This window comes from Achromobacter sp. GW823-FHT04E03, from assembly GCF_058796095.1.
Genome location: NZ_JBXAIJ010000001.1, coordinates 171,000 through 187,698 on the forward strand (window position 1 = coordinate 171,000; position 16,699 = coordinate 187,698).

A 16,699-nucleotide genomic window follows, 5' to 3' on the forward strand; every position below is an offset into this window, starting at 1 on the left:
AGCGATATGGGTTTGCTGCTGGACATCCTGAGCACGGCCGCCATGCTGTTCATCGTGACGGCCGGGCTGATGATCATCTTCGGCGTGATGAAGATCGTCAACTTCGCGCACGGCGCGATTCTTACGCTGGGCAGCTACGCCAGCCTGGTGGTGACGCAACTGGGGCTGAATCCCTGGCTGGCGCTGCCGTTCGCGTTGGCGGTCGGCGTGCTGGTGGGCATGGGCGTGGAACGGCTGATCGTGCAGCCGCTGTACAAGCGGCCGCTGGACGCCATCCTGGCCACCTGGGGACTGGGCATCGTGATCGGCCAGCTCATCACCATGGCCTTCGGGCGCGAAGTGAAGTTCGCCGATTCGCCCATCCACGGCGCCGTGTCCTTTCTTGGGACGGAGTATTCGGCATACCGCCTGTTCCTGGTGCCGGCGGCATTGCTGATGTATGCCGCGATGACCCTGCTGCTCAGCGGCACGCGCTTTGGCGTGCGGACCCGGGCGGTCATCATGAACGAGGATCTGGCGCGTGGCCTGGGCATTAACGCCGAGCGCATCCGCTTCACCACATTCGGCCTGGGCGCGGGGCTGGGCGCGCTGGCGGGCGCGCTGATCACGCCCCTGTCCAGCGTCGACCCGAACATGGGGCTGCCGTGGCTGGTCAGCGCCTTCATGCTGGTCATGGTGTCGGGCCATTCGATCACCGCGCTGCTGCTGACCTGCCTGCTCTATGGCGCCTGCCAGGTGCTGGTGAGCGTCTACGTCAGCCCGATCCTGGGCGGCGTCACCATCGCCGTCCTGGCCGCGCTGACGCTGCGTCTGCGTCCTCAAGGATTCGCCCATGACTGACCGCGCATTGATCCCTCAAACGCTGGCTGGCGCCGCTGACGACGCCTCGGCGCAAAAGACCGCGCGCAGCCGCAGCCTGCTGGGCCTGGCCGGGCTTTGCCTGGTCCTGACCGCGGCGGGTCCCTGGCTGTTCGACACCTATTTGCTGAACGTGCTGATCAAGGCGCTGTTCTTCGCCGTGGCGGCGGTTACCGTGGACGTGCTGTGGGGCTACACCGGCTACCTGACTTTCGGCCAGTCCGCCTTTTTCGGGGTGGGCGCGTACGCCGCGGGCCTGGCCTTCACGCACTACGGATTCTCGCCCGCGATTGCCGCGCTGGCTGCCTTGGCCGCGGTGGGCGCCGCGGCGCTGCTGGCGCTGGTGACGGGCTGGCTGTCGTTCTACCGTGGGGCCTCGCCATTCTTCGCCACGGTGATTTCGCTGGTGCTGCCCATCGTGCTGATGCAGCTGGTGCTGTCCGGCGGCACCTACACCGGCTCTTCATCCGGCCTGACGGGCTACGAAACCTTCGACCTGTCGCTGGAGGCCTGGTACGTGATCGCGGCAGGCGGCCTGTCGGCGGTGGCGCTGCTGGCCTGGGTAGTGGTGCGCAGCGACGGCGGCCGCGTCCTGGTGGCGCTGCGCGACAACGAGGCGCGGTGCAGCTACCTCGGGTTGAACACCGCCCATTGGCGCATCGCGTTGCTGGTGGCCTGCGGCGCGGTGGCAGGCCTGGCGGGCTTCGGCTATGGCGCGTTCAGCGGCGTGGTGGCGCCGGAGCTGACGGGCTTCGTCTTCGGCACGGAACTGATCATCTGGGTCGCGCTGGGTGGGCGCGGCACCATCTGGGGGCCGGTGCTGGGAGCCATCCTCATCAACGTCGCGGGCTCCTATCTCAGCGGCAACATGCCGTTCGTCTGGCAACTACTGCTGGGCGTGACCTTTGTGCTGGTGATCCTGCTGCTGCCGCGCGGGCTGCTTCCCCTGCTGACCGCGCCCTGGCGCGCAAGGGCAGGGCGCGCGGCCATGCCCGCGCTGGGCGAGCGCGTCGTCCCTGCGCGGCAGGCCGGCGGCGCGGCCCAGGCCTTGAGCCTGGCGGGCGTGTCCAAACACTTCGGGAGCCTGAAGGTGCTGGAAGGCATAGACCTGCAAGCCCGCGGCGGCGAACTGCTGGGGCTGATCGGCCCCAACGGCGCCGGCAAGACTACGCTGATGCGCTGTATCGCGGACGGCGCCGAACGTTCCCAGGGCAGGCTGGAACTCTATGGCCACGAAGTGCTGCGCCGCGATGGTCCTGAACAATGCGTGCGCCACGGACTGGGCCGAAAGTTCCAGAACGCCAACGTGTTCGACACGCTGACGGTGGCCGAAAGCCTGCGCATCGCGACCACGCTGCGCGAACGGCCGTCTTGGTGGCGCCGATCTTCCACGCTGGATCTGCCGCCCTATGCGCTTGAAACGTTGCGCGTGACCGGCCTGGACCAGTGCCTGGACCGTGTGGCGCGCGACCTGTCGCACGGACAGCAGCAGGCGCTGGAACTGGCGATGGTGCTGGCGCTGGAACCGGGCATCGTGCTGCTGGACGAGCCGACGGCCGGGCTGAGCAAGGCCGAACGCCTGCAGATCGGCCACGTGCTGTCGTCCCTGGCGCACCGTTATGGCCTGTGCTGCCTGCTGGTGGAACATGACCTGGATTTCGTCAAGGAGATCGCAACGCGCATCGTGGTCCTGCACCAGGGCCGCATCGTCATGGACGGAGGATTCCGCGAGGTCGTGGAATCCGAACTGGTGCGCACCATTTACGCCGGCAGCGCGCCGGCCGCGCAAGGAGCAGGGCAATGACGAGCATCGCAGCGCCGGCGTTGCGCATGGAAGCGGTATCCAGCGGCTACAAGAGGGCCATGGTGCTGCATGACGTGTCGCTCACGGTCGAGCGCGGCGCCTGCGTCGCGCTGCTGGGCAAGAATGGCATGGGCAAGAGCACCTTGCTCAAGACCGTCATGGGCTATCTGCCCAAGCAGCGCGGGCGGGTCAGCGTGGGCGGAGTCGACGCCACCCGGCTGCGGCCGCACGAAGTGGCGCGCTGCGGCGTGGCCTACGCCGCCCAGGAACAGCCGCTGTTTCCTGACCTGAGCATCCGCGACAACCTGCGCCTGGGGCTGCCGCGCGACCAACTCTTCGACGAACGCTTCGCCGAGATTGCGGAGCTGTTTCCGGTGTTCACGAGCCGCCTGCGCCAGCACGCCGGCACCCTGTCGGGCGGAGAGCAGAAAATGCTGCTGGTGGCGCGCGGCCTGATGCAGCGGCCCGCGCTGCTGCTGTTGGACGAGATTACGGAAGGGCTGCAGCCCTCGGTGATCGAGCGCCTGGGCCGCGCGCTGAACTGGGAACGCGAGCGGCATGGCACGACGATGTTCATCGTGGAGCAGAACGTGGCGTTCGCGCTGGACGTGGCCGATCGCTACCTGGTGCTCAAGCAGGGCAGCATCGTCGATGAAGGCGAGGCTGGCGCGCCGGAGGCGGCGGGCAATATCATTGCTCATCTGAAAGTATGAAGGCCACGCGGCCCGGATTCGCCATGACGCACACGCGCACTACCCGTTCAAGGATTCCCTCATGAGTACGCCCCAGGACAAGCACGCAGAGCGGCCGGGCTGGCGCATCGGCGTGCTTTATTCGCGCAGCGGCGTCACCGGAACCACGGAATCGCAGCACTTCTTCGGCACGGTACTGGCGGTGGAAGAGATCAACGAACTGGGCGGCGTTCTGGGGCGGCCGCTGGCGCCGGTAGTGTACGACCCGCGCAGCGACGCCGAAGAGTACCGCCGCCTGGCGGCCAGGCTGCTGCTGGAAGACGAGGTCAGCGTCATCTTTGGCGGCTGCACCTCGCACTGCCGCAAGGCCATGCTGCCGGTGGTCGAGCGCAGCAATTCCCTGCTGTGGTACGGCTCGGTCTACGAAGGCTTCGAGTATTCGCCCAACGTCATCTACACCGGCGCGGCGCCGAACCAGGGCAGCATGCAGCTGGCTGCATACCTGATCCAGAACTGCGGTTCGCGCATCTTCCTGGTGGGCGCGGACTATATCTACCCGCGCGAGACCAACCGCATCATGCGCGAGACGGTCGAGGAGCATGGCGGCGAGATCCTGGATGAAACCTATCTGCCGCTGGGCTGCGACGACAGCGAGATCAACGACGTGGTGGCGGACATCCGCCGCATCCAGCCCGACGTGGTGTTTTCCACCTTGATCGGCTCCGATGCGCAGCGCTTCTACCAGCGCTACCACGAGGCTTGCCAGGCCGAGGGCGCAGCCACCGCGCACATCCCCATCGCCAGCCTGACCATGGCGGAGTCGGAGGTGGCGGAGATCGGACCACGGCGCTGCGTGGGCCACATCACCGCTGCGACCTATTTCAATACGGTGGATACGCCCGCCAACGCGCATTTCCTGGAACGCTGGCGCGCCCGCTTCGGCGACCATCCCGCCAGCGTCTATGCCGAGACCTGCTATAGCCAGATGCACCTGTTCGCACGTGCCTTGCAGCGCGTGGGCAGCATGGACACCCGCAAGCTGGTGCAGGCGGTGCATCAGGTGCAGTTCGACGCGCCGGACGGGCAGATGTCCGTGCTGGCGGAAAACAACCATAGCGTGCTGACGCCGCGCATAGGCGTGTGCCGCGAGGACGGTCGCTTCGACATCGTCTGGGAAAGCGACGAACCCGTGAAGCCGGACCCGTACCTCACCGCGTTCGGCCTGGACGAGTTCTGGTTGAAATAGCCATGGACCATAGCCTACGCCGCCTCTACGAGGACCTGCGCAGCGTGGCCGTCGCCGTGGTGTATCCGCCCGGCGAGGATCGCGACCTGCTGGTCGAACAGCTCAAGCGCATCGGTTGCCGCATCCATCTGCACTGGCCGTTTCCGGATGGCCCGCCCGCAGGGGTGGACGTCATCTTCTTCCAGGTATCGCAATGCGGCCGCAACAGCGCCGCCTGGACGGCCAGCGAGGTCGAGGCCACCCTGATCGCCTTGTCCGAGTACGAAACCCCGACCACGTTGAAGCAATTGCTAAAGACCAATGCGCACGGCGTGCTGACGCGGCCGTTCCGCTCGGCGGGCGTGCTCAGCACGCTGGTGCTGGCGCGTTCGGCCAAGCAGTTCCAGAGCCGCCAGCAGTCCAAGATCAACAAGCTGGAAAGCACGATCAAGGCGCGACGCGTCATCGAGAAGGCCATCCGCGTGCTGATGGACCACCAGCGCCTGGACGAGCGCGCCGCCTATGAGCACATGCGTACCCGGGCGACGGGCCTGCGCGTAAGCGTCGCGGAAGTGGCCGCGATGATCGTCGAGGCCAGCGAGGCCATGGAAAAGCTTGGCCTGGGGGCCTTGCGCCCGGGGCCGTCCCAGAACAACTGAACACACTGAATGCGCATGCAGAGGAGCCGGACAATGAAGGTCATGATCGCCCGCCTGAACCACGAGACCAACACGTTCTCGCCGGTGCCCACGCCGCTGTCCGCGTTCGGCAATGACGGTCCCGCCTTCGGCGCCCAGGCTTATGCCGAGAACAAGGGCAAGCGCACGGCCATGTCGGCCTTCATCGATATTGCCGAGGCCAACGGCGCGACCGTGGTCACGCCGGTTTCCGCGACTGCCTACCCCAGCGGCCCGGTGTCGGCGGATGCCTACAGCCGACTGTGCGACGCGATCGTGGCCGGCGCGCAGGGCTGTGGCGCCATCCTGCTCGATCTGCATGGCGCGATGGTGGCCGAGACCACCGACGATGGCGAGGGCGACTTGTTGGAGCGCCTGCGGCGGCGCACGCCGGACGTGCCCATCGCCGTGGCGCTGGATCTGCACGGCAATGTCACGCCCAAGATGATGGCCAACGCCGACGTGGTCGTCAGCTTCAAGACCTACCCGCATGTGGACATGTACGAGACCGGGGAGCACGCGGGCCGTATCCTGTATGACTGGCTCAACGGCGGTCCGCGCCCGGTCATGGCTTGGCGCCGCCTGCCGCTGATGACGCACACCCTGCGCAGCGCCACGGCCCAGGGCGCCATGCTCCGTGCGGTGCAGGCGGCTCGGCGCGCGGAAGCGGACGGCATGCTGGGCGTCTCCGTGCTGGCGGGCTTCGCCCTGGCTGACATCCCCAACCCATGCCTGAGCGTGGTCGTGGTGGGCTCCGGGCCGCAGGAGCAGGCGGAACGGGTCGCAAGCGAAATGGCGCAGGCCATCTGGGCCGAGCGCGACGGTTACTTCTACGACAGCGAACCCCTGGGCGAGTCGCTGGCCCGCGCGGCGCAACTGGCCCGTGGCGCGGACAAGCCCGTGCTTCTGCTGGATCATGGCGACAACTGCATGTCCGGCGGCACCTGCGACACCATGGAGGTGCTGACAGCCGCGGTCGACGCCGGCCTGACGGGCATCATTGCGGGCCTGTACTGTGACCCCGAGGCCGTCGCCGCGCTGATCGCGGCGGGCGAGGGCGCGCAGGTGGAGCTGGCGGTGGGCAACAAACGGCCGATTCCGGCCATCGGCCGCCCGGCGGCGCCCGTGTTGCTGCGCGGGGTGGTCCGCGCCGTGACCGGCGGCGAATATGTCATTACCGGTCCGACGTACACGGGGCAGACGGCATGCATGGGCCGCAGCGCGGTGCTGGACATAGGCGCTGCGCAATTGGTGATCACCGAGAGAACGCACGAGCCCTGGGACCTGGGCGTGTTCGAGAGCATGGGGCTGGACCCGCGCCGGGCGCGCTTCGTGCTGGTGAAGTCCCGCATGTATTGCCGCCCTGTGTTCGAACCTATCTCCCAGGCGCTGGTGGAATGCGCCAGCGCGGGCGTCACGAGCTCGGACTTCGCGCTGTTTCCCTATCAGCGGCGCAGCCGGCCGCTCCATCCGCTGGATCCGATGGCGCCGTCGGACTACGACCCCGCGGCATGAAGAGTGTGGCGCATGGCGTCCGCATACAATACCGGCCATGGAAAAAGTACGTATCTCCAAGCTCATGTCCGAGCGTGGGCTGTGTTCGCGCCGCGAGGCCGACACCTATATCGAGCGCGGCTGGGTCCGCGTGGACGGCGCCGTGGTGTCCGAACTGGGCGCGCGGGCCTACCCTGACCAGGTCATCACCCTGGAACGCGCCGCGCAGGCGCGCCAGACCTCGCGCGTCACCATCCTGATCAACAAACCCGTGGGCTACGTCTCGGGCCAGGCGGAAAAGGGCTACACGCCCGCCGTGGCCCTGATCGACTCCCGCTCCCGCTTTGCGGGCGACCGCGCGCCGCAGCGTTTTGAGCGTTCGCACCTGGACGGGCTGGCCGTTGCCGGCCGCCTGGACATCGATTCCCAAGGCCTGCTGGTGCTGACCCAGGACGGCCGCATCGCCAAGCACCTGATCGGCGAAGATTCCAGCGTGGACAAGGAATACCTGGTGCGGGTGCAGGGCAACCTGTCCGACAACGGGCTGGCGCTGCTGAACCATGGTCTGTCCCTGGACGGCAAGGCGCTCAAGCCGGCACAGGTGCGTTGGCAGAACAGCGACCAGCTGCGTTTCGTGCTGCGGGAAGGCAAAAAACGGCAGATCCGGCGCATGTGCGAACTGGTCGGCCTGAAGGTAATCGGCCTGAAACGCGTGCGCATCGGACGCGTGTCGCTAGGCGACCTGCCGCTGGGCCAATGGCGCTACCTGCGTGAAGACGAGCGCTTCTGATTGGTCGAATTGACCGACAGGTGTTGTCGGTCAGTCCTAAATTTTTCAGTCTGTTTCCGGCTTCCGTTTATTTCATGAAAGCGGGAGTATTCTTCGCTTGCCCGACGTCGCCCAGGCGCTCCATCAGGAATTCGATGAAGATCCGGGTCTTGGCGGGCAGCAGCCGTGTCTCCGTCACCGCGTAGACCGGGAACGGACCCAGTTGCCAGTCGGGCAGCACTCGCTGCAATTGGCCGGACTGCTGTTCGGCCAACTGGTCGCCCAACAGCACCACGATGCCCGCGCCCAGCAGGGCCAGGCGCCGGGCCATGGCGACGCCGTTGACGGAAAAGCGGTTGCCGGGCGTGAATTCGATGTGCTGCTGGCCGTCGGTCAGGGGCCAGCGGGTCACCTGCCCGGCGCCCTTGGCGCGGAACTCTATGCACTCGTGGCGGGTCAAGTCGCTGGGATGCCGCGGTTCTCCGTGCTTCTCCAGGTATTCGCGCGAGGCGTACAACTGGGCCGGCAGCATGCCCAAGAGCCTCGCAATCTGTGACGAATCGGGCAGTTCGCCGATTTCGATCGAAACATCGCAGGTCTGGAATACGCGCTGCGCGTGGTCCGGGTTGGCCAGGTCCAGGAAAAACGTGACGTCGGGGTAGCGGCGGGAAAATTCCATGAACGATTCAGCCAGGAAGTCCGTGCCGAAATCCGCGGGCATGTTCACCCGCAGCGGCCCGGCCGGCGTATCGACCAGCTTCTGCAGTTCCTCATGGGCGATCTGCGCCTCGGCCACGATGCGCTGGCAGCGGTCGAAGTACAGCCGGCCCGCGTCGGTCAGTTCGACCTTGCGCGTGGTGCGGCTGAGCAGCCGCAAGCCGACGGAGCGCTCCAGCTCGGCCACCTGGCGGGACAGTGTCGATTTCGGCACGCCGAGCATCGCCGCCGCGCGGCTGAAGCTGCGTGTTTTGGCGACTTCGACGAATAGTTCCATGCCTTGCAAGCGTTTCATGGCGGAATTTTGTCATATTCAACGGTAAAGCCATTGTCCCATAAATGGAATGATGTTTTCTCAACATGCCTCTTTGTTTCTGGGGCGGGATAACGCAGAATGCGAGTTCTGCAATGCAGCAATGCGACAAAGCCCAGCCTGCGTGTTCGAGGCAAATCCACCCAATCGATGCGCACGGAACGCTCATTACGCGATCCGGGGCGGGCTTTTTTTTTGTTGAAATCGGGAATGCAATCTATGGATAAGAAAAGCGCTATGTGGCGCAGCGCGGCAGTCGTCACGCTGACGGCATCGGCCCTCACGCTGGCCGCTTGCGGCAAGAAGCAAGACGCTCCCCAGGCGGGCAAGCCCCAGGTAACGGTCGTGACGCTTGCCACGCAGCCGGTTTCGCTGACCACCGAACTGCCTGGCCGCACCTCGCCGTTCCGCGTGGCCGAAGTGCGTCCCCAGGTCAATGGCATCGTCCAGAAGCGCCTCTTTACCGAAGGCGGCGAGGTCAAGGCGGGCCAGCAGCTCTACCAGATCGATCCCGCCCTCTACCAGGCCAGCCTGGACAGCCAGAAGGCCGCCTTGGCGCGCGCCCAGGCGCAGCAGAAGACGGCCGCGTTGCTGGCCGAACGTTACAAGCCGCTGGTCGCCACTCGCGCCGTCAGCCAGCAGACCTACGACAACGCCGTCGCCTCGCGCGATCAGGCCGCCGCCGACGTGCTGTCGGCCAAGGCGGCGCTGGACACGGCCCGCATCAACCTGGTCTACACCAAGGTGCTGTCGCCCATCGACGGCATCATCGGCCGTTCGGCGGTGACCGAAGGCGCGCTGGTCACGGCCAACCAGACCACGGCCCTGGCCGCGGTGCAGCAGATCGATCCCATCTACGTCGACGTGACCCAATCCAGCGTCCAGCTGCTGCGCCTGCAGAACGCGCTGGCCAGCGGCCTGCTGAAAAAGGCCGATGGCGAGCAGGCCGCGCTGGTGACGCTGACCCTGGAAGACGGCTCGCAGTACAGCCAGCCGGGCAAGCTGCAGTTCTCCGAAGTCACGGTGGACCAGGGCACCGGTTCGGTCACCTTGCGCGCGGTGTTCCCCAATCCGGAACGCCGCCTGTTGCCGGGCATGTTCGTGCGCGCCCGCCTGGCCGACGGCGTCGCCGCCGACGGCCTGCTGGTGCCGCAGCGCGGCGTGACGCGCAACCAGCGCGGCATCCCGACGGCGCTGGTGGTCAACGCCAAGAACCAGGTCGAATTGCGCGAACTGAAGACCGACCGCGCTATCGGCGACAAGTGGCTGGTCACCGACGGCCTGGCCGCCGGCGACAAGGTCATCGTGGAAGGTCTGCAGATGGTGCGTCCGGGGGCTGAAGTCGTCGCCACCGAAGCCAGCGCCGCGCAACCGGCGCAGCAGCCGCAAGCAGCCGCCGCGGCGGCCAAGCAGTAGTAGTCAGGAGCCTTGCATGGCAAAGTTTTTTATCGATAGACCGGTCTTCGCATGGGTGATCGCGATCGTGCTGATGATGGCCGGCGCGCTGTCCATCCTGAAGCTGCCGGTTTCCCAATACCCCAACATCGCGCCGCCAGCCATCGGCATCGCGGTGACCTACCCGGGCGCGTCCGCGCAGACCGTGCAGGACACCGTGGTGCAGGTGATCGAGCAGCAGATGAACGGCCTGGACGGCCTGCAGTACATCTCCTCGGAAAGCAACTCCGACGGCAGCATGTCCATCACCCTGACCTTCACGCAGGGCACCAACCCTGATACCGCGCAGGTCCAGGTGCAGAACAAGCTGTCGCTGGCGCAGCCGCTCCTGCCGCAGGAAGTGCAGCAGCAGGGCATCCGCGTCACCAAGGCCACCAAGAACTTCCTGATCGTGGCGGGCTTCGTGTCCACCGACGGCTCGATGACCAAGGACGACCTGGCCGACTACGTCGCCTCGTATGTCCAGGATCCCATCAGCCGCACGCAGGGCGTGGGCGACTTCCAGCTGTTCGGCTCGCAGTACGCGATGCGCATCTGGCTGGATCCCGCCAAGCTCGTCAACTACGGCTTGACCACGGTCGACGTCGTGGCGGCGATCAAGGAACAGAACGTGCAGGTGTCGTCCGGCCAGCTGGGCGGCCTGCCGTCCGTGCGCGGCCAGCAACTGAACGCGACCATCATCGGGCCTTCGCGCCTGGAAAAGGCGGAAGACTTCGGCCGCATCCTGCTCAAGGTCAACGCCGACGGTTCGCAAGTGCGCCTGGGCGACGTGTCCAGCATCGAGCTGGGCGGCCAGACCTACGCCATCGACAGCTTCTACAACGGCAAGCCGGCCTCGGGCCTGGCGGTCAAGCTGGCGCCGGGCGCCAACGCGCTGGATACGGCCCAGGCGGTGCGCGACACCATCAACAACCTGAAGCCTTACTTCCCGCCGGGCATGGACGTCGTCTATCCGTACGACACCACGCCGTTCGTCAGCCTGTCGATCCATGAGGTGTTCAAGACGCTGATCGAGGCCATCATCCTGGTCTTCCTGGTGATGTACCTGTTCCTGCAGAACTTCCGCGCCACCATCATCCCGACGCTGGCAGTGCCGGTGGTGCTGCTGGGCACGTTCGGCGTGCTGGCGGCGTTCGGCTACTCCATCAACACGCTGACCATGTTCGGCATGGTGCTGGCCATCGGCCTCTTGGTGGACGATGCCATCGTGGTGGTGGAAAACGTCGAGCGCGTGATGGCCGAAGAGGGCTTGTCGCCCAAGCAGGCCACCCGCAAGTCCATGTCGCAGATCACCGGCGCCCTGATCGGCATCGCCATGGTGCTGGCGGCCGTGTTCATTCCCATGGCCTTCTTCGGCGGGTCCACGGGCGTGATCTACCGCCAGTTCTCCATCACCATCGTGTCCTCCATGGTGCTGTCGGTGATCGTGGCCATCGTGTTCACGCCGGCCTTGTGCGCGACCTTGCTCAAGCCCATCCCCAAGGGCCATCATGGCTCGAAGAAGGGCTTTTTCGGCTGGTTCAACCGCACGTTCGAGCGCAGCAGCAACGGCTACGCCAATACCGTCGCGCGCGGCTTGAACCGCAGCAAGCGTCTGATGGTGATCTACCTGGCGCTGGTCCTCGCCATGGGCTGGATGTTCACGCGCATTCCGACCGCGTTCCTGCCGGATGAGGACCAGGGCATTCTGTTCGCCCAGATCCAGACGCCTGCTGGCGCCACGGCGGAAGCCACCAAGGCCGTCATCGACGACGCCACCAAGTACTTGCTGAACGAGGAAAAGGACGCCGTCACCTCGGTGTTCGCGGTCAATGGCTTCAACTTCGGCGGCCGCGGCCAGAACGCGTCCATCCTGTTCATCAAGCTGCGCGACTGGGAAGAACGCGGCGACGCCCGCCTGAAGGCCGGCGCCGTGGCGGCACGGGCCAACGCGCACTTCCGCAAGACCGAGCGCCGCGGGCAGTTGTTCGTGGTGCCGCCGCCGTCCGTGATGGAACTGGGCAACGTCACCGGTTTCGACTTCCAGTTGATGGACCGCGCAGGCGTGGGCCACGAGAAGCTGCTTGCCGCGCGCAACCAGTTGCTGGGCGAAGCCGCCAAGAGTCCGGTCCTGCAGGGCGTGCGCCCCAACGGCATCGAAGACGCGCCGCAGTACCAGCTGGACATCGACCGCGAGAAGGCGCGCGCTCTGGGCGTGGCGGTCTCGGACATCAACAGCACGCTGGCCACGGCCTGGGGTTCGTCGTACGTCAACGACTTCATCGACCGCGGCCGCGTGAAGAAGGTGTTCGCGCAGGGCGAGGCGTCGTCGCGCATGCTGCCGGAAGACCTGGACAAATGGTACGTGCGCAACAAGGCGGGCGACATGGTGCCGTTCTCGGCGTTCGCCAAGGCCACCTGGAGCTACGGTCCGCAAAAGCTGAACCGCTACAACGGCGTGCCGTCGTACAACATCCAGGGCCAGGCGGCGCCGGGCTACAGCTCGGGCGCGGCGATGGAAGAAATGGAACGCCTGGCGGGCAAGCTGCCGGTGGGCGTGGGCTTTGAATGGACCGGCCTGTCGTTCGAAGAACGCCTGTCCGGCGCCCAGGCGCCCGCGCTATACGCGATTTCGTTGATCGTGGTGTTCCTGTGCCTGGCGGCGCTGTACGAAAGCTGGACCATCCCGTCGGCGGTGATGCTGGTGGTGCCGTTGGGCATCATCGGGGCCTTGCTCGCCACCATGCTGCGGGGCCTGTCCAACGACGTGTACTTCCAGGTGGGCCTGCTCACAACCATCGGCCTGGCGGCCAAGAACGCGATCCTGATCGTGGAGTTCGCCAAAGAGCACTACGAGCAGGGCGCCAGCCTGACGGAATCGGCCATCCACGCCGCGCGGCAGCGCCTGCGTCCCATCCTGATGACGTCGCTGGCGTTCATCCTGGGCGTGACGCCGCTGGCGATCTCGTCGGGGGCGGGTTCGGGCAGCCAGAACGCCATCGGCACGGGCGTGATCGGCGGCATGCTGACCGGCACCTTCCTGGCCATCTTCTTTGTTCCGGCCTTCTTCGTGATCATGCTGCGCGTCTTCAAGGTCAAGCGCATGAGCGAAAACGTCGACGAGCACGACACCAGCGCCAATGGCACGCAGGGCGTCTCGACGGAGGGCCAACCGCAATGACATTCCCGATGAGAACCTTGCTGTCTGTTTCCCTGGCGGCGGCCCTGGCGGGCTGCTCGCTGGCCCCCACCTACGAGCGGCCGGACGCGCCGGTCGACGCGGCCTATCCCACGGGTCCGTCCTACCAGGCGGCCCAGCCGGCCGACGCGGGCGGCCTGATGACGGCCGACATCGGCTGGCGCGATTTCTTCGGCTCGGACCCGCTGCTGCAACAGCTGATCGAGCAGTCGCTGGCCAACAACCGCGACCTGCGCGTGGCGGCCCTGAACGTCGAGGCGGCGCGCGCCCAGTACCGCATCCAGCGCGCCGACCTGATGCCCAGCATCGGCATCGCCGGCCAGGAAACGGCCCAGCGTTCGCCGGCCGATCTGTCGCCCAGCGGCCGCGCCACCACCAGCCACAGCTACCAGGTCGGCGCCGCCATGTCGGCCTGGGAGCTGGATCTGTTCGGCCGCATCCGCAGCCTGAGCGACAAAGCGCTGGAATCCTATCTGGCGCTGGACGAAACCCGTACGGCGACCCAGCTGACGCTGATCGCCGAAGTGGCCAACGCCTACCTGACCCTGCGCGCCGACCAGGAACTCGTCGGCCTGACGCGCGACACGCTCAAGAGCCAGCAGGATTCCTTCAAGCTCACGCAGCAGAGCTACGACCAGGGCTTGTCCACGGCGCTGGACCTGAGCCAGGCGGAAGTGTCGCTGCGCACCGCCGAGCGCAACCTGTCGCAATACACGCGCCAGGCCGCGCAGGACCGCAATGCGCTGGTCCTGCTGGTGGGCCAGCCGCTGTCGCCCGAGCTGACGGCGGCGCTGGATAACGCGGTCAAGCTTGACGATGCCATGCTGCCGACCACCTTGCCCGCCGGCCTGCCGTCGGACCTGCTGGCCCGTCGCCCGGACATCCGCGCGGCCGAGCACCAATTGAAGGGCGCCAACGCCAATATCGGCGCGGCGCGCGCCGCCTTCTTTCCGACCATCAGCCTGACAGGCTCGGCCGGTACCGCCAGCGCCAGCCTGGGCGGGCTGTTCGAAGGCGGCTCGGGCGCCTGGAGCTTCGTGCCCCAGATCACCGTGCCGATCTTCGCGGGCGGCTCGCTGCTTGCCGGCCTGGATCTGGCCAAGGTGCAGAAGAACATCCAGGTCGCGCAGTACGAGAAGTCGATTCAGACGGGTTTCCGCGAAGTGGCGGACGCCCTGGCCGGGCGCGGCACCCTGGACGAGCAGATCCAGGCGCAGCGGCTCCTGGTGGCCGCCAACCAGCGCGCCTACGACGCCTCGGATCAGCGTTTCCGCCAAGGCATCGACGACTACCTGAGCGTGCTGGATTCGCAGCGCTCCCTGTACAGCGCGCAGCAGGCCCTGGTGGACACGCGCCGGGCCAGGCTGTCCAACCTGGTTACGCTGTACAAGGTGCTGGGCGGCGGCTGGACCGAACGCACGGTGACCGCGCAGGCCCAGCAGCAATAAGGGCAGACGGAAAAAAAACGGGCCGATCGAAAGATCGGCCCGTTTTCATTTCAGGTCCAGCAGAACGTCAGGCGCGTTTCTTGGCGATCAGGCCCACCACGAACAGCACGACGATCGCGCCGACGACCGATCCGATCCACCCGGCGGGTTCGCCCGGCGCGTACCAGCCTAGCGATTGGCCCAGGAATCCGGCGACGACCGAACCGACGATACCCAGGATGGTGGTCATGATGATCCCCATGTTCTGGTCTCCGGGCATGATGGCGCGGGCGATCAGGCCCACGACGAACCCGACGATGATCATGATGATTATGCTCATGCGCGTACTCCTTGCTGGAAGTAAAAGGGGGCAGTGTGGCTAGATGATACTCACGCCCCGCGCGTAGCGGCTGTAACAACTGGTGTATGGGGCGCACGGGCAACATTGCGCCCCGCCGGCGCTCAGGAAGTCAGGTCGATCAACTGGCGCACGTCCTTGGTCATGGCCTCGATGCTGTCCGTGTCCGATGCCAGCAAGCGGGCCTTGCCGTCCTTGTCGAATATATACACGCCGCGGCTGTGCGTGACCTCGTACATATTGGCGTCGTCGCCCGGGCGCGGCTTCTCTATCTGGTAGGCCACGCGATAGCGGCGCGCCAGGTCGGCAATCTGCTTTTCATCGCCGGTCACGCCGATGGCGTTGTTGTTGAAGGCATTGACGTAGGCCTGCAGGATGTCCGGCGTGTCGCGGTGCGGGTCCACGCTGACGAACAGGATCCGTACATCGCGGGCCTTGTCGCCCAGGTTCTGCAGCACGGCCGTCAACTGCGCCATGGTGGTCGGGCAGATGTCGGGGCAACTGGCATAGCCGAAGAACAGCAGCACCGTCTTGCCTTTCAGGTCGTCGCTGCTGACCATCTTGCCGCCTGCGCCGGGCAGCGAGAACTTCAGGTCGGGCAGGTGTCCCTTCACGTTGTACAGGGTCCAATCGACGTTCCTGTCGCCGCAGGCAGCGAGAAACACGCACAGGGTCAGCAGCAGGCTGCGCAGGGCGCGGCCGGAAATGAGGTGTCGCATGAGTCCAAGGGCCGGTAGAGGGTAAACCTTTTGATTCTACCCGCAAGGCGCGGGCAGGGCAGGGTGCGGGGGCGGGCGGACCTGGGGCCGGCTTGTCCTGGCGCAAGCCGCGGGGCCGGGACCGGCCGTCCGACTTGTAAAGCTTTGTCTGGTTATTGTTTGGAAGTGGCGAATTCGCCAGACCGGATGCCATGGCTGCCGCTACATTCAGGACCGTGTCAGATTTCAGAATCCAGAGGCGCCACATATGGACATGCCGGTCAGGAATTCCCTGGGCTACCCCTACTATCCCTACTACCCCGTCGTGCTCGACATCCTGCGCAGCCGCCTGGCGGATTCGGTGCTGGACGCGCCCTGCGGCACGGGCTGGCTGGGCGACATGCTGCCCGCCGCCAGCGGCCGGCAGGTCGATATCGACGGCGTGGGCCTGTGGGAGTTTCCGCAGGCCGGCGGCTACCGCCGCGTGACGGAGCACGACCTGGAAACGCCGTTGACGGTTGCCGAACCCTATGACGCCGTGGTCTGCTGCGAGGCGATCCATCTGCTGACCAACCCCGGCGTGCTGATGCAGAGCCTTTACCGCGCGCTGCGCCCGGGCGGCACCCTGATCGTCACCACGCCCAACACCTGGTACTTCCGTTCGCGCCTGCAGTTCCTGCTGCGCGGCTTCCATTCCGGGTTCCGGCCCATGGTGGGACGGCAGCGCGGCGAGGATTACGTCACGTACTTCCCCTGGAGCTTTCCGCAGCTGCACCTGCTGTTCCAGCACTACGGTTTCAGGGACATCAGCTTGCACGATGTGGACGAGATCAAGCCCAAGCGCATGGTGGAGCATGTACTGGCCGTGCCGTCGCGCCTGTATTACGGCCGCCGGCTCAAACAGGCGCAGGACGAGGAAAGCCGCCGCTATTGGAAGCAGGCCGGTTCCGACCAGTCCGTGCATGGACGCTGGCTGGTGATGTCGGCGCGCCGGCCAGTCGACGACGCCGCCGCAACATAGCAAACGGCCCGCC

14 protein-coding genes are annotated in these 16,699 nt (G+C 66.3%); 11 read left to right on the top strand and 3 right to left on the bottom strand.

Translation table 11 applies throughout. The annotated features are described in order from the left end of the window. Window positions 1-6: 6 nt before the first annotated feature. The 7 genes from AC1RHV_RS00820 to AC1RHV_RS00850 all read left to right on the top strand — a co-directional run bounded on the left by AC1RHV_RS00820 (window position 7) and on the right by AC1RHV_RS00850 (window position 7,540). A complete protein-coding gene (locus AC1RHV_RS00820) occupies window positions 7-840 on the top strand; it encodes a branched-chain amino acid ABC transporter permease (RefSeq protein WP_054456630.1) in 834 nt (277 codons plus the stop codon). Then, window positions 833-2,662, top strand: coding sequence for a branched-chain amino acid ABC transporter ATP-binding protein/permease (locus AC1RHV_RS00825; RefSeq protein WP_192327404.1), 1,830 nt, complete (start codon window positions 833-835; stop codon window positions 2,660-2,662). The genes AC1RHV_RS00820 and AC1RHV_RS00825 overlap by 8 nt, the downstream gene beginning before the upstream one ends. Further along, complete coding sequence (locus AC1RHV_RS00830) at window positions 2,659-3,375, top strand: ABC transporter ATP-binding protein (RefSeq protein ID WP_082401195.1); 717 nt, start codon at window positions 2,659-2,661, stop codon at window positions 3,373-3,375. The genes AC1RHV_RS00825 and AC1RHV_RS00830 overlap by 4 nt, the downstream gene beginning before the upstream one ends. Before the next feature lie 61 nt (window positions 3,376-3,436). After that, window positions 3,437-4,600, top strand: coding sequence for a transporter substrate-binding domain-containing protein (locus AC1RHV_RS00835; RefSeq protein WP_125473069.1), 1,164 nt, complete (start codon window positions 3,437-3,439; stop codon window positions 4,598-4,600). A 2-nt stretch (window positions 4,601-4,602) separates the two neighbouring features. After that, window positions 4,603-5,238, top strand: a complete 636-nt coding sequence (locus tag AC1RHV_RS00840; protein ID WP_054456633.1) for an ANTAR domain-containing response regulator — start codon at window positions 4,603-4,605, stop codon at window positions 5,236-5,238. Between the two features lie 33 nt (window positions 5,239-5,271). Then, a complete protein-coding gene (locus tag AC1RHV_RS00845) occupies window positions 5,272-6,771 on the top strand; it encodes a M81 family metallopeptidase (RefSeq protein ID WP_492299612.1) in 1,500 nt (499 codons plus the stop codon). A gap of 37 nt (window positions 6,772-6,808) precedes the next feature. Next, window positions 6,809-7,540: a pseudouridine synthase gene (locus AC1RHV_RS00850; RefSeq protein WP_054456635.1), complete on the top strand. Its 732-nt coding sequence runs from the start codon at window positions 6,809-6,811 to the stop codon at window positions 7,538-7,540. Window positions 7,541-7,607: 67 nt separating this feature from the next. On the opposite strand, the gene AC1RHV_RS00855 is transcribed toward AC1RHV_RS00850, so the two are convergent. Beyond that, the gene (locus tag AC1RHV_RS00855; protein WP_054456859.1) at window positions 7,608-8,513 is read right to left on the bottom strand and encodes a LysR family transcriptional regulator; all 906 of its coding nucleotides are present in this window, start codon (window positions 8,511-8,513) and stop codon (window positions 7,608-7,610) included. 255 nt (window positions 8,514-8,768) lie between these two features. Here AC1RHV_RS00855 and AC1RHV_RS00860 point away from each other — a divergent pair, with 255 nt between their 5' ends. The 3 genes from AC1RHV_RS00860 to adeC are packed head-to-tail and all read left to right on the top strand — an operon-like array spanning window position 8,769 to window position 14,630. Further along, the gene (locus tag AC1RHV_RS00860; protein ID WP_054456636.1) at window positions 8,769-9,965 is read left to right on the top strand and encodes an efflux RND transporter periplasmic adaptor subunit; all 1,197 of its coding nucleotides are present in this window, start codon (window positions 8,769-8,771) and stop codon (window positions 9,963-9,965) included. A gap of 16 nt (window positions 9,966-9,981) precedes the next feature. Further along, a complete protein-coding gene (locus AC1RHV_RS00865; RefSeq protein ID WP_054456637.1) occupies window positions 9,982-13,164 on the top strand; it encodes an efflux RND transporter permease subunit in 3,183 nt (1,060 codons plus the stop codon). Beyond that, window positions 13,161-14,630 carry an AdeC/AdeK/OprM family multidrug efflux complex outer membrane factor gene (adeC, locus tag AC1RHV_RS00870; RefSeq protein WP_054456638.1) on the top strand — a complete coding sequence of 490 codons (1,470 nt, stop codon included), beginning with the start codon at window positions 13,161-13,163 and terminating at the stop codon, window positions 14,628-14,630. Before AC1RHV_RS00865 ends, adeC begins: the two co-directional genes overlap by 4 nt. Before the next feature lie 67 nt (window positions 14,631-14,697). Here the strand turns inward: adeC and AC1RHV_RS00875 are convergent, their stop codons facing one another. Further along, on the bottom strand, window positions 14,698-14,949 hold the full coding sequence (locus tag AC1RHV_RS00875; protein WP_013393352.1) for a GlsB/YeaQ/YmgE family stress response membrane protein: 252 nt from the start codon (window positions 14,947-14,949) through the stop codon (window positions 14,698-14,700). A gap of 122 nt (window positions 14,950-15,071) precedes the next feature. Continuing rightward, window positions 15,072-15,686 (bottom strand): SCO family protein, encoded by a 615-nt coding sequence (locus AC1RHV_RS00880; RefSeq protein WP_119449524.1) that lies wholly within the window; start codon window positions 15,684-15,686, stop codon window positions 15,072-15,074. A gap of 247 nt (window positions 15,687-15,933) precedes the next feature. Here AC1RHV_RS00880 and AC1RHV_RS00885 point away from each other — a divergent pair, with 247 nt between their 5' ends. Then, window positions 15,934-16,686 carry a class I SAM-dependent methyltransferase gene (locus AC1RHV_RS00885; RefSeq protein WP_175213221.1) on the top strand — a complete coding sequence of 251 codons (753 nt, stop codon included), beginning with the start codon at window positions 15,934-15,936 and terminating at the stop codon, window positions 16,684-16,686. Window positions 16,687-16,699 lie beyond the last annotated feature (13 nt).

Bases quoted from the DNA above. Each gene is read 5' to 3' on its own strand.
- AC1RHV_RS00820 (WP_054456630.1), top strand. From the start codon at position 7: ATGGGTTTGCTGCTGGACATCCTGAGCACGGCCGCCATGCTGTTCATC.
- AC1RHV_RS00825 (WP_192327404.1), top strand. From the start codon at position 833: ATGACTGACCGCGCATTGATCCCTCAAACGCTGGCTGGCGCCGCTGAC.
- AC1RHV_RS00830 (WP_082401195.1), top strand. From the start codon at position 2,659: ATGACGAGCATCGCAGCGCCGGCGTTGCGCATGGAAGCGGTATCCAGC.
- AC1RHV_RS00835 (WP_125473069.1), top strand. From the start codon at position 3,437: ATGAGTACGCCCCAGGACAAGCACGCAGAGCGGCCGGGCTGGCGCATC.
- AC1RHV_RS00840 (WP_054456633.1), top strand. From the start codon at position 4,603: ATGGACCATAGCCTACGCCGCCTCTACGAGGACCTGCGCAGCGTGGCC.
- AC1RHV_RS00845 (WP_492299612.1), top strand. From the start codon at position 5,272: ATGAAGGTCATGATCGCCCGCCTGAACCACGAGACCAACACGTTCTCG.
- AC1RHV_RS00850 (WP_054456635.1), top strand. From the start codon at position 6,809: ATGGAAAAAGTACGTATCTCCAAGCTCATGTCCGAGCGTGGGCTGTGT.
- AC1RHV_RS00855 (WP_054456859.1), bottom strand. From the start codon at position 8,513: ATGGAACTATTCGTCGAAGTCGCCAAAACACGCAGCTTCAGCCGCGCG.
- AC1RHV_RS00860 (WP_054456636.1), top strand. From the start codon at position 8,769: ATGGATAAGAAAAGCGCTATGTGGCGCAGCGCGGCAGTCGTCACGCTG.
- AC1RHV_RS00865 (WP_054456637.1), top strand. From the start codon at position 9,982: ATGGCAAAGTTTTTTATCGATAGACCGGTCTTCGCATGGGTGATCGCG.
- adeC (WP_054456638.1), top strand. From the start codon at position 13,161: ATGACATTCCCGATGAGAACCTTGCTGTCTGTTTCCCTGGCGGCGGCC.
- AC1RHV_RS00875 (WP_013393352.1), bottom strand. From the start codon at position 14,949: ATGAGCATAATCATCATGATCATCGTCGGGTTCGTCGTGGGCCTGATC.
- AC1RHV_RS00880 (WP_119449524.1), bottom strand. From the start codon at position 15,686: ATGCGACACCTCATTTCCGGCCGCGCCCTGCGCAGCCTGCTGCTGACC.
- AC1RHV_RS00885 (WP_175213221.1), top strand. From the start codon at position 15,934: ATGGACATGCCGGTCAGGAATTCCCTGGGCTACCCCTACTATCCCTAC.